Consider the following 13,611-nt stretch of genomic DNA (forward strand, 5'->3'; position numbering starts at 1 on the left):
GAACAGAGTACGGCCGACTGTATGGGGAACTTCAACGAGATACAGACCACGTCAGTCCCGCACGATTGTCGCCATGGCAACTCCTAGTAGATGGCGGCTCGTATGAAAGCCCGTTCTGTCTCCGCGACAGCAGTTATCAGCGTTGGCGTTTTCACCCTGGCCGGGTGTGGCGGCGCATCCAGTCCCGAAGGTTCAGTCGGTGAGTATGCAAAGGACGGCAGTTTCACGACTGTCATCAACGCCGATCCCGGAAATCTGCACCCTCTGATCACCAACCTTACGTCGACTCAGATCGTGAACGCGTACTCGTACGATTCGTTGATCGACATCGACGCGCAAACACGCACTGTGCGTCCCTATCTGGCGGAGAGCTGGAGTGAAGAAGGGAACGCGCTGAAGTTCGTGCTCAAGAAGGGCATCACTTGTGCTGACGGCACTTCCTTCACCGCACAGACCGCGGCCGATGACATCAACTGGGTCATGGATCCTGAAAACGCTTCACCGCTACGCGGATCCACTGTGCCGATGTCGACTTCGGCCTCAGCGGACGGTGACGAACTGACGGTGACTACCGCCGAGCCAGCGCCCTTCCTGCTCTCTCGAATCGGCGCGTTGCGGCTTCCGTGCGCTGCGACGCTCGAAGACCCGGCCAGCATCCGTTCGAGTAGCAACGGAACGGGTCTGTTCAAGGTCACCGAAGTTGTTCCGAACGATCACATCACGATGGAACGCCGCGACGGTTACACCTGGAGTCCGAACGGCGAGACCACTTCAGACACTCTCGGAGTGCCGAAGACAGTGACGATAAAGATTGTCACCGATCCCAGTACGACGGCGAATCTTGTTCTCACCGGCGGAGTGAATGCCGCAGCGGTCACCGGTTCGGACGAGGAACGAGTCTTGGCCGCGGGTCTGGATTCGAAGACCTACACCACGTTGTCCGGCGAGTTCATCTTCAATCATTTCGCGGCCCTACCCACGGCAGACCGTGCTGTACGGCAGGCCCTCGTGCAGGCAGTAGACCTGGACGACTACACCGAGATCACCACCGGCGGTAAAGGAACCCGCGCACGCGCCCTCGCGGTTTCGGAACCCCTTGCCTGCGACTACAACAGTGTCGAAGGGACGATCCCCGATTTCGACGTCGATGCAGCAAAGAAAACGCTGTCCGACGCAGGTTGGAAGGCGGGTCCCGACGGCATCCTGACGAAGGACGGGCGACCGCTTGCCCTCAACGTGATTTTCAACAACTCACGCGATACGAACTCTGCCGCCGCGGAATACGTGGCAACACAGTGGGAAGGACTGGGCGCGAGAGTGAAACTGACCGGCGGCGACTACAGTTTTGTCATCGCCAACACATTCAGCACCACCGACCTGTCGTCGTGGGACGTTTCCATCGGTTTGACGCTGGGGAGTGATACGCCGAGCATCTTTGCCAAGTACTTCACCGGCCCGCCCAAACCTGAAGGAGTGAACTTCGCTTCCCTCGACAACAAGAAGTACATCGAATTGTCCACTGAGGCTTCGCTTCTTCCCGGTGACGAGTCCTGCAAGGTCTGGGAGGAAAGTGAGCGGGCATTGTTCAAGGACGTCGACCTGCTGCCGGTATCCACGACTCCCGCTCACATGTTCTTCAACGGGGCAACGTCGATCTATCCGCCATCGAGCGGAATCCTTCCGGGCTCGGCGATCCGTGTCCTGAAGTAGGACCCTCGGCAAACGCTCACTTTCGGGTATTGATCATCCGAAGAGCAAACCGAAATACCACTGCAGCACCCGCACCTGCAGCCAGGCCGGCGACGACATCGGCAAGAAGGACACCGACGCCTATGCCCAGGACGGCAGCGGCGGCGACAGCAAGGGCTACGTCAGCACGAGGAGCGGCGATCGCGGCATCCTTTCCCCGAGTATCGAACGAGCACCCATCTCAACGGAGCATGTCACGAAACTGTCGTCTGCAGGTGTATCAACCGCAAAATGTGTGAAACGCGTCGGCCCCGGCGGAGTTGGACTCCGCCGGGGCCGTGCTGTGTGTGTTGCGCACTTGCTCAGTGCGTCGGGACGGATTCCTTCGACGTGGTCGGGGACGTATCGGTGTGTTCGCTACCAATCTCCTTGCGGGAGTTGGAGCCGTCGAACCGAGGGAGGAAACCGGCCAGGACGAGTGCGATGACGGCGGATCCGGCAGCGAGGGCCATGACGACGCGGAAAGCGTTCTCCGACGGCAGCGTTGCCCCACCGATGGACATGGTCATCTGGGCGATGACGACACCCGCGATGGCGCTGGCGAATGATGTACCGAGGGAGCGCATCAGGGTGTTGAAGCTGTTGGCTGCACCGGTCTCGGACGGAGGAACAGCCCCCATGATGAGAGCGGGCATCGCGCCGTAAGCCATACCGGTACCGGCGCCGATGATCACGGCGATCACGATCAGTTCCCAAATCGAGTGCATGGCGAAAATGCCGATGCCGTAACCGATTGCGACGACAACGGCGCCGAGCATGAGCGTCACCTTGGGGCCGTGCGAATTGGTGATGCGTGAGGACAGCGGAGAGATCAGCATCATGATGATGCCGGAGGGAGCCATGACCAGACCTGCGGTGAGCATCGAACCGCCTAGGCCGTAACCAGTGACTTCAGGCAACTGGACTACCTGGGGAAAGACCATGCTGGCGGCGAACATCGCGAATCCGAACACGATCGATGCGAGGTTGGTGAAGAGCACCTGGCGGCGGATGGATACGCGTAGATCCACCAGCGGCTTGGGGGTGCGTAGTTCCCACCAAGCCCAGAATCCGAATATCAGGATCGCGGCGCCGAACAAGGAAAGCGTGAGCGTGCTCGTCCAACCCCAGTCGCCACCCTTGGAAATGGCCAGTAGTAGAGCGATGAGGGCGGCTGAGAGCGAGATTGCCCCGCCGAAGTCGAACGTGCCACCTGTGCGAACCGTCGATTCGGGGACCAGGACGACAACAAGAACGGCCGCAAGAGCGCCGAGCACGGCTGACGCCCAGAACAGGACGTGCCAGTCGGCGTACTCGGCGATCAAAGCCGCGATCGGAAGACCTAGAGCGCCACCGACTCCCAGTGAAGCGCTCATCATCGCAACAGCGCCGGCGAGCTTCTTGGGCGGAAGCACGTCGCGCATCACACTGATGCCCAGCGGAATGACGCCGGCAGCAAGGCCCTGCAGGATTCGGCCGGCAACGAGGGGGATAACGCTCGAACTGAGTGCTCCGACCACCGAACCGGTTACCAACAGCGCCATGCTGATCAGGAGTAGACGCCGTTTGCCGAACATGTCGCCCAAGCGGCCCATGGTCGGGACGGCGACGGCAGCTGCGAGCAGCGTGGCGGTCACAGCCCACGCGGTATCGGACGCCGGCGCGTTCAAGTACTCGGGCAGATGCGGGATGATCGGGATGACCAGCGTCTGCATGAGGGAGACGACGATGCCGGAAAACGCCAGAACAGCCACCACTGCGGTGGTGGATGGCGACTTCGTTGTCTGTGGCGGCGTTGTCGGTGGTGGAGAAGTGGTTGACGACATTGCGGTAACTCCATCGGAGGAAGAACGAATAATGGTTTAAGTCACTTGATTGAACTAAAGTTAAATCAAGTGACTGACTTAACGGAAGGGTGCGCCTCCGATCGTGACGAATATCTCCGGTGCCGAGCAGCTTCGGATGGTCGAGGATGATGGTGTCCATGACTACGAGGACTGAGGACGCGTCGGCCGATGTCGGCGGCGCCGCAAATTCCGCGCGCTCTGCTGCAACCCGAGACCGCATTCTCGCCGTCGCCGAGCAGTTGTTCGCAGAACATGGAGTCTTCGCGGTTTCGAACCGTCAGGTGAGCGACGCGGCAGGTCAGGGCAACAATGCTGCCGTCGGATATCACTTCGGAACCAAGACCGATCTGGTCCGCGCGATCGTGAACAAGCATTCCCAGCAGGTCGAGAAGAACCGTGGCGAACTGCTGCGTGAGATCGAAGGGTCCACAAATGTTCGTGACTGGATTTCGTGTCTGGTTCGGGCGTCGACCGATCACTACGCCGAAATGGGTGGCCCGACCTGGTATGCGCGGTTCAGCGCGCAGATTCTCACCGACCCGGTCCTGCGGAAAATCGTTTACGACGAGGTGCTGGCCTCGCCTACTCTGCAGGAGACGCTACGCGGACTTTCAGCCTGTCTGACTGACATGCCGATGAGTGTTCGACGCGCCCGCGCGGACATCGGGCGTAATGCGATCGTGCACATGTTCGCCGAACGCGAGCGCACGCTTGCCGAAGAGGGGCCGGACGCGGTCACGTCATGGGAGGACTTCACGACCGATCTCGTCGACGCGCTGGTCGGACTTTGGACTGCTCCGATCAGCCGCTGACCGGCCGTTTGTCCGCGCTAGCCGCCCGCCCCGGGGCAACCCTGCGGGATGGATCTCGCGTCGGTGGAAGATCCAGGAGCAAGCCGACTCCGGCAAGAATGACGACGAGCCCGCCGACGAGCGCGAAGGTGACAGGTTCGTTCAACCACAGCACTCCGATAGCTGATGCCGAAATCGGAACGAGAAGCGTGACGGCCGATGCCGCGACTGGACCCGCCTGACGAATTATCCAGAAGTAGACCAGGTAGCCACCGGCCGTAGCCCCCAGCCCCAGGGCTACCACGGCGATTAGAGGGCCGACGGTTATGGGCCCCGGTGGGGGAGCGACGGCGGACACCGGCACCAAGAGGGCGACCGCGGCAAGTTGCTGGCCGAGGGCCAGAGTCAGGGGTGGAGTGTCCTGGAACGACTTTCGTGCGTAGACACCTCCGACTGCGTACAGCAGCGCCGCGGTCAAAGATGCGCCAATGGCCAGCATTGCGCGACTGTCGATCGCTGACGGAATTCCGCCGACAAGCACCGAGACACCGACGATGCCGATCGCGACCCCCGAGAGTTTTCGCCAGGTGATCTTTTGTCGAAGCCAGAAAGCGGCGACGAATACGCTGAACATCGGAGTCGTGGCATTCAGGATCGACGCCGTCGACGAGTTGAGGCCGACGATCGCAGTTGCGACAAGTGTCAGGGGCCCAGCGACGTTGAGGGCAGCCAGCAGTAGGAATGCAGGAAACCGATGACGGACCGCGCGCCAGGTCGATCTGCTGGAAGCAGTTATCAGCGCGAGAACCAACGCTGCAACAATGAAGCGGCCGTGCGTCGTGCCGACGGCGCCGAGAGTTGGTGCTGCCACAGCAACCAGAGGGAACGAGCTTCCCCAAAGCATGCCGACCAACAGCAAAGCTCCAACTACGGCGAATCGGCTGCTGCCGATTGCTTTCCAGTTCTTCATTGCTCCTCTTCGTCGACGACCACGCGGACATGGATGGTCGATGCCAGACCTACCCTATACCCCCCGTAGGTATAAGGTTGAGTGTGTCATGATGCTGTAGGTGATCCGAGACTGGGGACGCATTATTCGTTCTCCTGCAATGGTTTATGTGCTGAGATGCTGTACGCGCAGACCTTCAAGTTATCTCCAATATACCTATAGGGGGTATATTGATTGTGTCGGGCTCGCTTTCCGGGCCGCATCCGTCCAGCAAAAGAACAGGAATCCCAATGAGCAGTTGTGGCTGTGGCAACACCCCGAAGTCTGACGCCAAAGGCGATGTCGGCGCTGTCGGTTCGGCGATGCCGACCGGTGGGAAAGACCTACTCACCGCTGGCAGTAGTGAACTCGTCGAATGTCGGGTCATGCCGGGCAGCGTGATCGAGAAGGTGCGTGCCGAAGCGGAAGGCCTGTTTCGTGACTTCGAAGGAAATCGGTACTGGTTCTGCTGCAAGGGATGTGGTCCTCGGTTCGACGCAAATCCCAGGAAGTATGCCGACGTGAGCTGAGCGAAAAGTGGTGGTGCAGGCGATGGCTGCACCACCACTTTCGTTGTAGCCCTGTCGGGGGCAGTCGGACCGTCGACATCAGACGGCGCGAGCGCACGCGCACTGGGCAGCCGTCAAGGTGCATTCGCCTCGCGTGGTTTCGTACGTCGCCTGTCCGGGCAATTCAGCAACTGTCTCCCGAGGCCAAAGTGCAAATCCTGCAACGGTTCCCACTGCGGCAAGCGCTGCAAGGATGCTCCAGGTGACCGCAAATCCCGCGCTCGAACCAACCCATCCGGCGATCGGATAGGTGACAAGCCAGGCAAGGTGCGACAGGGAGAACTGGGCTGCGAACACCTCCGGTATACCTGCGGGTTCGACGGAGCGCCGAAGTACTTTTCCGGTCGGAGTGACGATCATGGCCATCCCGGCGCCGACGAGTGCCCACACTACGGCAGTGAGTATCCACGTGAATACACCGGCCACAGCGAGGGCTGCTGTCGCGCCGGCGCTGACGACCAGGACAACGGAACCTGCTGTCATCACAGTACGTTCAGCGGTTCTGTCGAGAACGCGTGGAAGAAGAAGCGCGGTCACCAACGTGCCGGTGCCTGACGCGGCAAGCATCCACGCCACGTCGGATTGGGTTCCACCGAGCTCGTCGCGGACGTAGTTGACGGTGTTGACCACCACGATCGATCCGGCTGCTGCCACCACGAGATTGAGTGCCATGATGCCGCGCAGTCGCGGCGTGGTCACGAAGATCTGCACCCCCGACGCGATCCGATCCCACGCCTTGCGGTGAGTACTTCGGCGAGCGTTGGGGATTCGGGTGGCTAGCACGAGCAGTGCCGAGACGGCAAAGCCCACGGAGGTGGCGACGAACAACAGGTTGAATGTCATGAAGGACAGAGCGACTGCGGCAAGAACAGGGCTGAGCAGACTTTCCATCGTGTAAGCGACCTGCGATGCCGACAGCGCGCGGGTGAAATCGGCCTCGTCGGTCACGATGTCAGGGATGACCGCTTGGAACGTGGGAGTGAACGCTGCCGACGCAGCTTGGAGAACGCCCACCAGCACGTAGATGTGCCAGATCTCGCTGACGAAGGGCAATGCGATCACGACCGCTGCGCGAATGGCGTCGAGGGCAACGAGGAAAGCCCGTCTCGGCAACCGGTCTACGTACGCCGCCGCGAGTGGAGCGATCACGACGTACAGGGACATCTTGATCGTCAGCGCGGTGGCCAGCACGGCTCCGGCGCTCGGTCCGGCGAGTTCGTAGGCGAGTAGACCCAGCGCAACCGTCGCCAACCCGGTGCCGAACAGCGCGATGATCTGGGCGCTGAAGAGCAGGCGATAGTCGCGAATCAAGAACAGACGCAGGCTGTTCCGTTCCAGTGCGGAGTTAGCGATCCGGTTCATTTGGTTTCACTCCCGCGACAAGATTGAAAGCTCCGGTCAGGACATTGAGGGCGACGATTCCGACTACGTCGGCGATCTCGCGATCACCGTAGCCGTGCGCTCGAAGGCCCGTGATGTGTTCGTCTGAAATCGAGGCAGGCTCCCGATAGACGCGAAGCCCGAGGTCGATCATTGCCGCGATGGCGGGATCGGCCGAGGTGCCCGCGCGGGCACGCTCGATCTCGTCCGCCTCGACGCCGTTGGCGTGCGCGGCGGCCACGTGGGCTTCGAGGCAAACAGCGCAACCTTGCTGGACCTGCACAGCGATAGAGATTCGCTCGGTGATCTTGCGGCTCAGTTTCGCTCGCTTCATTGCTCGGCTGAGTTGCAGATAGCCGCCCAGCACAGCGGGCGAATGAGCCATCGCCGCGACCATGTCACCGACCTGTCCGTGACGGTTCACGAGTTCGGCGAGAAGGTCTTTCGATGCACCGACAGCGGTGGTGGGCGTGAGAGAAGCAAGGCGCGACATAACGAGTCCTAAGTGGTTCCGCCGGTGGTGGGTTCGGCTGGTGACAGCCGGCCGAACCCACCACCGGAGTTGGTCAAGAATTGACGGTGGATTGAACGGTTCTAGGATCGTCGACCTTGGTCGACCGCATCACGACCGCGGTGATTGCTGCGCCAACCACTGCGATGGCGGCTGCTCCGAGGAACACGGCGGAGAAACCGTTCGTCAACTCCGTCAGGTCACCGAGTTGATCAGCGCCGAACACTGCTGCGATCGCGGTCATCACCGCGAGGCCGACAGCCGAGCCGACCTGGTAGCTGACGTTGACGATGCCGGAAGCCAATCCGCCCTCTTCCGGGCGTGCAGCCGAAATCGCCGTACCGAGTGAGGGAATGAACGCCAGCGTCATACCTGCCGCAGCCACGAGCGACGCCGGCAGTACGTCGACCCAGAAGTTGCCGGTGGGCCGGATCAACGACATCCAACCCAAACCGATTCCCAGTACCAGCAATCCGGTCACGATCATCGCTTTTGCACCGAAGCGTGCCATGGCCCGTGGTGCCACGACGACCATGCCGAGCATGACGAAGATCGTCATCGGCAGCAGCGCCGCACCGGCCGGGAAGGAGCTGTATCCGAGCACTTGCTGCAGGTACAGGTTCAGGAAGAACCACATCGGTATCCAGGCGGCGCCGAGCACGAGCTGAGCGATGTTCGCGGCACCGAGGTTGGGCGCCTTGAAGATTCCCAGACGCACCAGAGGTTCCCGACGCTTCGACTGGATCAATACGAATGCACCCAACAGAGCGGCCGAAACGGCGAGCGCCAGCCACGTCTGCCCGGATCCCCATCCGACATCAGGTGCTCTGACGATGCCGAAGACTCCGACAGCAAGACCTGCGGTGACAGCGAGTGCGCCGAGGAAGTCGATCGACCCGGTACGTGCCGGTGCGTTCGGCATCAGGAGGGGAGTAGCGATCAGCGCGATGACAGCGATGGGAATGTTGAGGTAGAACACCCAAGGCCAGCTGGTGTATTCGGTGATGACGCCGCCGAGGAACACGCCGGCCGTACCGCCGGCCGGGGCGGCAGCGCCGTAGATGGACAGCGCCTTGGTCATCTCTTTCTGCGTGCTGCCGAACAGCATCATCAGCAAGGTGAGCGCCGACGGCGCGATGAGTGCGGCGCCTGCGCCCTGGACTGCACGGCCCGCAAGTTCGACGGCGACGTTACCGGCGGCACCGGCGACAACGGAACCGATCAGCAGGATCAGCCAACCAGCGGAGAACACTCTGCGGGCGCCGAACAGGTCGGACAGGCGGCCGCCGAGGAGGAGTAGCCCGCCGAACGCGATGACGTACGCATTGAAGACCCAGGTCAGGCCTTCTTGGGAAAAGCCGAGATCGCTCTGCATCTGGGGGAGAGCGACGCCGATGATGGAGGTGTCCATGATGACCATGAACTGAGCGGCGGCGATCAACGCCAACGCCCACCACTTACGGGTGGATTTCGGTTGTGTGGACATTCTGAGTTCCTTACCTGTACGGGGTATAGGTGATGCTCGTGTGGTCGGGGGGTGTCGAAAGCGAGCCGGGGCGACATCGGCGCAGCGCTTCGTTGAGGTGCGCGGGGAAATGCTGTTCTTGGAACTCATTCGGCCGGCGCTCTGCGTAGATGCGCATCGGATCTCCTTCGAGTGAATTCAGGGTGTTCGAGTAGTTCGTACCATACCCTAGGGGGGTATGGTACAAATTGCAACAGGTTCGATGTCAAGGAGTGCAGAACCTGACGCAGACGGCAACGAGAGTGCTGCCGACCCAAACTTTGGAGGGCAAGATGTTCAGCGACAACGGCTACACACTGGAATTGGCAACGTCGGAGGCGACCGTCGGCAACCATGTCCCTTTGCAGTTCCGGATCCTGGATCCGGTTGGAACTCCCTTGATCCGGTACACGGACACCCACGACAAGCAGTTGCATCTGATCGTGGTCGGTCTGGACCTGACCGGATTCCAGCACGTGCATCCCGAATTGGACGAGAACGGAAACTGGCATGTGTCAGTCGATTTCGATCATGCGGGAGACTATCGAGTGTTCGCTGATTTCACTCCGGACGGTGGTGACGGAATCACGCTCAGTGCGGATGTGCGCGTCGCCGGACCCTATGATCCTCGGCCGTTGCCCGCTGCTGCTGCCGCCACGACGGTCGACGGCTATACCGTCTCCCTCGAAGGCGCGGCCCATGCCGGCCAGACATCGAAGCTCACGCTCTCGGTCAGTCGTGACGGAATCCCGGTCACGGACTTGCAGCCCTACCTTGCCGCATACGGGCATCTGGTCGCGTTGCGTGCCTCCGACCTCGCCTATCTCCATGTCCATCCGGACGGCTACCCCGGTGACGGTGTCACGCCGGCTGGACCGGCAATCACCTTCTACGCCAACATGCCGAGCGCCGAGGATTACCGGTTGTTTTTGGACTTCAAGCACGGCGGAGTGGTGCGTACGGCGGAATTCACGCTGACGGCCGACAATGCGACCACGCCTGGGGCCGAACACTCGAGCCACGCGCACCACGGGCACTGAAACCGAATGCGTTTCGCAGCAACGGGAAAACGGGCATGGGCAATCGCCATGCATCCATCTGTTCGTGCCGTAGCGAAATGCGTGGCGATGTGCGCAGTGATTGCTCTGCAAGACAACGGAAGTCGAAGAGTCTCCGCACATCGCCCCGGTAACGAGAATTGTTGCGAAGTCACGCGTTGACGAACAGGAGGACATCGAATGTCGGAAGCGACAGAAGTGGGCAGTGCGCCAAGCAGTGCTCCAAACAGTGCCCAAGGCAGTGATGCGACCGGCGATGCATGCTGCACGAGTGATTCGCACGGCTACATCACCGCCAAGGGCGACTACCTGGCGCGTCTGCGTCGCATAGAAGGTCAAGCTCGCGGCCTGCAGCGCATGGTCGACGAGGACAAGTACTGTATCGACATCCTGACGCAGGTGTCGGCGATGACCAAGGGCCTCCAGGCGGTGGCCATGGGCCTGCTCGAGGACCACATCGGCCACTGCGTCGTCAAAGCCGCTGTTGCCGGTGGGCCCGAGGCGGACGCGAAGATCAAAGAAGCGAACGACGCGATTGCGCGATTGGTCCGCTCATAGAATTGTGATGAACATTGATACCTTGGTGCGCATGTTCAGTATCGAGATCCGTCGTACATTCGCTGTGAGGCAGGGGCTTCCGGCACCGGTGCGGGACGCGAAGAACTTGCCGCCGCTGATGCCTGCCGACGGATTTCGCGTGACGATGCGAGTGGCGTTCTCGTTCGAGGACGACCAACTCGGAGAACGTGGATGGTTTGTCGACACGGACGCTCTGGACGAGTCCGTCGATCGATGTGCCGAGCAATTGGCGAGCGGTGCCTGGCCGGAGATTTTCGATTTCCGTCCGTCATTCGAGAATGTCGCGAAGTGGGCTTTCAGTGAACTTGCGTCCAGCATTCCTCAGCTGACCTACGTCGAACTCGACAACGAGACGATCGGTGTGGCAACAAGATACGTCAGATCACAATGATCTGACGTATCTCGTTGACGCACCGCGTTCGGTCGACCGGCCTACTGGTAGAGGCGCAACGCAGAACCGATGAAGGTCTTACCGAATGCGAGTCCGGCCTTGTTGAAGTAGAAGCTCAAGACCGTATCTGCAAACGGGACTGCGGACACCGTTTTGGTGATCTGTGACTCGGCGTCTGCCCACTCCGCGCACGCTGCTTCGCCGGTCAAGCCGGATGCCTTGGCAACGGCTGCTTCGTAGGCGGGGTTGTTGATCGAAGAGAAGTTCTTACCTGCTGCCGGAGCAGGACCGGAGAAGAACGGGACGAACCCGCTGGGTACCGAATTGTTGATCTGGATCCACGCGATGTCCCACTGGTTGTTGTCCTTGCCACTGAGCATGACGTCGACAACCTTGGTCTGGTCGGCTCCTGTCACCTCGACGGTCGCACCGAGGTCGGACCATGCCGACTGGGTGAGCTCGGCTGCCGCGCTGCGCGCATCTTCGCCAGCAGCGTAGAAGAGGCGGAGGGTCAGCGGCTTTCCGTCCTTGCTTCGTTTGCCGTCGGAGCCGGCGGTCCAACCTGCAGCGTCCAGTGTTGCCTTTGCTGCGCTGAGGTCGAAGTCCGGAATGTTGCCTGTGACAGAGTCGTACACACAGGCTCGGGGCTCGACGGAGACAAGACTTGTTGCACGGGTGCCCTGGCCGCCCGTGATGACTTCAGCGAGATCGTCGAGATTGACAGCCTGGACGAGAGCTTTTCGAACGGCGGGATCGCTGGTCGGATTGTCCGCAATCTGATTGAAGTACATCTGACCGGCGGGAAGTGGGCGCTGGACCGAGTCGAAATTGGCGGCATCGATGCGATCCTTGTCCGGACCGGCGATCGGAGATGCGCTCAGTTCGCCTGAGAGAAGCTGGTTTGCTGCGGTGCTGACATTGGGTGCCATGACAGCAATGACTGTCTTGGGGACACCCGGTGTGTCGGAGGTGGTGTCGTCGGGCCCCCAGCTGTAACCGTCACGACGCTCGAACGTGTAGTGGTCATTGGCCGAGACTTCGGTGACTTTGAACATGCCGGAGCCCAGCGACTTGTTGTTCGAGGCGGTCGGATCTTCGAGACCGGCATCGCACATGATCGGGAGGCGACTGATGGTGAGGAGGAGGAACGGGGTCGGCGCCGGAGTGGTTACCGTGATGGTGCGGGTGGCGAGATCGGCAGTGGCCGAAGCGCCGATGGGAACTGTGGTGCCGCGTTGTTGTGAACCCTTGGCTGGATCGGCTACGAAGTTGATGTTGTTCGCGACGGTCTGCGCAGTCAGCGTCGACCCGTCGGTACAGGTCACGCCTTCACGAATGGTGAAGGACGCGGAGGTCGGCGTTTCTTCCCACTTCTCGGCCAACCATGGTTTGAATTCACTGGTTTCAGGATCCTGGTAGACCAAGGAGTCGTACGCCAGCTTCGAAATTTCCGCGGTTGCCGCAGAGCCGGACATGATCGGGTTGAGTGCACCCGGATCGCCTTGCAATGCGTACCGGAAGGTTCCGTCAGTCAGAGGCTCACCGCCGCCGGAGCCCGAGGACGTGCCTCCCGAGCTGCAAGCCGACAATACGAGCGCGAGCCCCGCGGTCGCGGCAAGCGTCGAATAGGAGCGGTGTTTCATTGTGCCTCCGTGAAGGAGCCGGGGCCCGGGAGTGAATCGTGAGGGCGCAGTCGAGTGTGACCGCTAAATCTTGGCGTAGGACGTGACGGGCATCTCGGTCGATCCTCACGAAAATCGGGCGGATTTTTGTTCGATTTCACGAAGGTTGGAGTTCTGGTTCAGTTCACGGGGAGTCGAGGTCACTTCGGCGTGGCCACCCGGTCTCCGTGAGCACGGTTGCTGGAACTGACCTCAACGGGGAGGTGGGGCCGGGACCGTGGAGGTCTGCGTCGTCGTCGATTTCGGACCAGAATTCGTCCGCCGAAACATCAAGGCCGAGAACGATCCACGGCGGTCCGGCTTCTTGGAACGCGTATGAGACGGTTCCGGTACGCGGAACTGTCGTATCGAACAGTCGGTCTCCGACGGGATAGCCCTGCTGCTCGCCGACCAAAGTCAAGGTAGTCGGTTCGAAGGATGCATCGCGCAGAATCTTCTCGACTGCGCGGTCGAAGCTCTGCCGGACGCTGAACTCTTCGTCCGAGTTCGAACCGGTGAACTCGGGGAAATGCGCACAACACAAAACGTATGGGCCTGCTGAGTTGCAGTAGAGACGAAACACGGGAAATCCACCGGCCACGAC

The 13,611-nt window shown here is 61.0% G+C and carries 13 protein-coding genes; 6 read left to right on the forward strand and 7 right to left on the reverse strand.

The annotated features are described in order from the left end of the window. Positions 1-102 precede the first annotated feature (102 nt). Entirely contained in the window at positions 103-1,710 is a 1,608-nt protein-coding gene (locus tag G9U53_RS08185; RefSeq protein WP_165638571.1) for an ABC transporter substrate-binding protein, read from the forward strand. A 341-nt stretch (positions 1,711-2,051) separates the two neighbouring features. Here the strand turns inward: G9U53_RS08185 and G9U53_RS08190 are convergent, their stop codons facing one another. After that, complete coding sequence (locus G9U53_RS08190) at positions 2,052-3,554, reverse strand: MFS transporter (protein ID WP_058039282.1); 1,503 nt, start codon at positions 3,552-3,554, stop codon at positions 2,052-2,054. Positions 3,555-3,712: 158 nt separating this feature from the next. On the opposite strand from G9U53_RS08190, the gene G9U53_RS08195 reads away from it, so the two are divergent. Further along, positions 3,713-4,387: a TetR/AcrR family transcriptional regulator gene (locus G9U53_RS08195; protein WP_042450572.1), complete on the forward strand. Its 675-nt coding sequence runs from the start codon at positions 3,713-3,715 to the stop codon at positions 4,385-4,387. On the opposite strand, the gene G9U53_RS08200 is transcribed toward G9U53_RS08195, so the two are convergent. Continuing rightward, complete coding sequence (locus tag G9U53_RS08200; RefSeq protein WP_058039281.1) at positions 4,377-5,336, reverse strand: DMT family transporter; 960 nt, start codon at positions 5,334-5,336, stop codon at positions 4,377-4,379. The genes G9U53_RS08195 and G9U53_RS08200 overlap by 11 nt on opposite strands. Positions 5,337-5,605: 269 nt before the next feature. Here G9U53_RS08200 and G9U53_RS08205 point away from each other — a divergent pair, with 269 nt between their 5' ends. After that, positions 5,606-5,884 carry a YHS domain-containing protein gene (locus G9U53_RS08205; protein ID WP_003941173.1) on the forward strand — a complete coding sequence of 93 codons (279 nt, stop codon included), beginning with the start codon at positions 5,606-5,608 and terminating at the stop codon, positions 5,882-5,884. A gap of 78 nt (positions 5,885-5,962) precedes the next feature. Here G9U53_RS08205 and G9U53_RS08210 read toward each other — a convergent pair whose 3' ends face one another. The 3 genes from G9U53_RS08210 to G9U53_RS08220 form a co-directional block, all read right to left on the reverse strand. Continuing rightward, positions 5,963-7,285, reverse strand: coding sequence for an MFS transporter (locus tag G9U53_RS08210; RefSeq protein ID WP_172827108.1), 1,323 nt, complete (start codon positions 7,283-7,285; stop codon positions 5,963-5,965). Then, positions 7,269-7,796, reverse strand: a complete 528-nt coding sequence (locus G9U53_RS08215; RefSeq protein WP_020906029.1) for a carboxymuconolactone decarboxylase family protein — start codon at positions 7,794-7,796, stop codon at positions 7,269-7,271. The genes G9U53_RS08210 and G9U53_RS08215 overlap by 17 nt, the downstream gene beginning before the upstream one ends. Before the next feature lie 73 nt (positions 7,797-7,869). Next, positions 7,870-9,300: an MFS transporter gene (locus tag G9U53_RS08220; RefSeq protein WP_058039280.1), complete on the reverse strand. Its 1,431-nt coding sequence runs from the start codon at positions 9,298-9,300 to the stop codon at positions 7,870-7,872. Positions 9,301-9,551: 251 nt separating this feature from the next. Between G9U53_RS08220 and G9U53_RS08225 the strand changes: the two genes are divergently transcribed. From G9U53_RS08225 to G9U53_RS08235, 3 genes are all read left to right on the forward strand, one after another. Beyond that, the gene (locus tag G9U53_RS08225) at positions 9,552-10,358 is read left to right on the forward strand and encodes a hypothetical protein (protein ID WP_058039279.1); all 807 of its coding nucleotides are present in this window, start codon (positions 9,552-9,554) and stop codon (positions 10,356-10,358) included. A gap of 198 nt (positions 10,359-10,556) precedes the next feature. Continuing rightward, positions 10,557-10,934, forward strand: a complete 378-nt coding sequence (locus G9U53_RS08230; RefSeq protein WP_020906032.1) for a metal-sensitive transcriptional regulator — start codon at positions 10,557-10,559, stop codon at positions 10,932-10,934. Between the two features lie 7 nt (positions 10,935-10,941). After that, positions 10,942-11,346, forward strand: a complete 405-nt coding sequence (locus G9U53_RS08235) for a 6-carboxytetrahydropterin synthase (protein WP_054187872.1) — start codon at positions 10,942-10,944, stop codon at positions 11,344-11,346. Between the two features lie 41 nt (positions 11,347-11,387). Here the strand turns inward: G9U53_RS08235 and G9U53_RS08240 are convergent, their stop codons facing one another. Continuing rightward, positions 11,388-12,989 carry an ABC transporter substrate-binding protein gene (locus tag G9U53_RS08240; RefSeq protein ID WP_165638572.1) on the reverse strand — a complete coding sequence of 534 codons (1,602 nt, stop codon included), beginning with the start codon at positions 12,987-12,989 and terminating at the stop codon, positions 11,388-11,390. Between the two features lie 163 nt (positions 12,990-13,152). Next, a complete protein-coding gene (locus tag G9U53_RS08245; RefSeq protein WP_165638655.1) occupies positions 13,153-13,590 on the reverse strand; it encodes a hypothetical protein in 438 nt (145 codons plus the stop codon). Positions 13,591-13,611: the final 21 nt, after the last annotated feature.

It is taken from the genome of Rhodococcus sp. D-46, assembly GCF_011290655.1.
Taxonomy (GTDB): Bacteria; Actinomycetota; Actinomycetes; order Mycobacteriales; family Mycobacteriaceae; genus Rhodococcus_F; species Rhodococcus_F qingshengii.